This window comes from Kitasatospora putterlickiae (assembly GCF_039527695.1).
Taxonomy (GTDB): domain Bacteria; phylum Actinomycetota; class Actinomycetes; order Streptomycetales; family Streptomycetaceae; genus Kitasatospora; species Kitasatospora putterlickiae.
Genome location: NZ_BAAAKJ010000565.1, coordinates 1 through 603, shown reverse-complemented (window position 1 = coordinate 603; position 603 = coordinate 1). Strand labels below are relative to the sequence as shown.

Annotated in this window: 1 protein-coding gene; it reads right to left on the bottom strand. The window is 78.9% G+C overall.

Annotated elements, in window-relative coordinates:
- Positions 1–603 (bottom strand): LysM peptidoglycan-binding domain-containing protein (locus tag ABD308_RS39400; RefSeq protein WP_344345950.1); only part of this gene is annotated, 603 nt, incomplete at both ends.

Genomic DNA, 603 nt, shown 5'->3' with positions numbered 1-603 from the left:
GGGCGCGGGAGCCGGGGCGGGCGCGGCCGCACCGGGCACGGTGAGCACCATCCCCGGCGCGACGACGTCCGGGTCGGTGAGCCGTTCGCCGTCCGGCGCCTGGGCGCCCTTGTTGGCCTCGAACAGCTGGGGCCACGCCTCGGCGTCCCCCATCGCCCGCTCGGCGATGGCCGACAGGCTGTCGCCCTCCTTGACGGTGACGGTGCCGCCGCCCTGGGCCGCGCCGCCGGAGGTGCCGGCCTGCGGCGTCCCGGCGGGGGCGGGCGTGGCGGGCGCGGCTGGCTTGGCCTCGTCGGGCTTGGCGTCGGCCGGCATCAGCAAGGTCCACCCGGGGTGGATCGGGCGCTCCGCGTCGAAGCGGGTGCCCGAGTCGTCCATCGTCCGGCCCTCGTTGAGCTTGGCGATCTCCGTCCACCGTTCGCCGGAGCCCAGTTGGCGCTCGGCGATGGACCAGAGGCTGTCGGCGGGCCGGCTGTCCCGCACGGTGTAGGAGGACTGCGCCTCGGCGGCGGGCGTGAGGGTCGGGGCGGCCTGCGCGGCGGGCAGCGCGGCACGCTGCACGCCGGCCGTCAAGGCGGCCGGGGCGGCGGCGGGCGCGGGCGC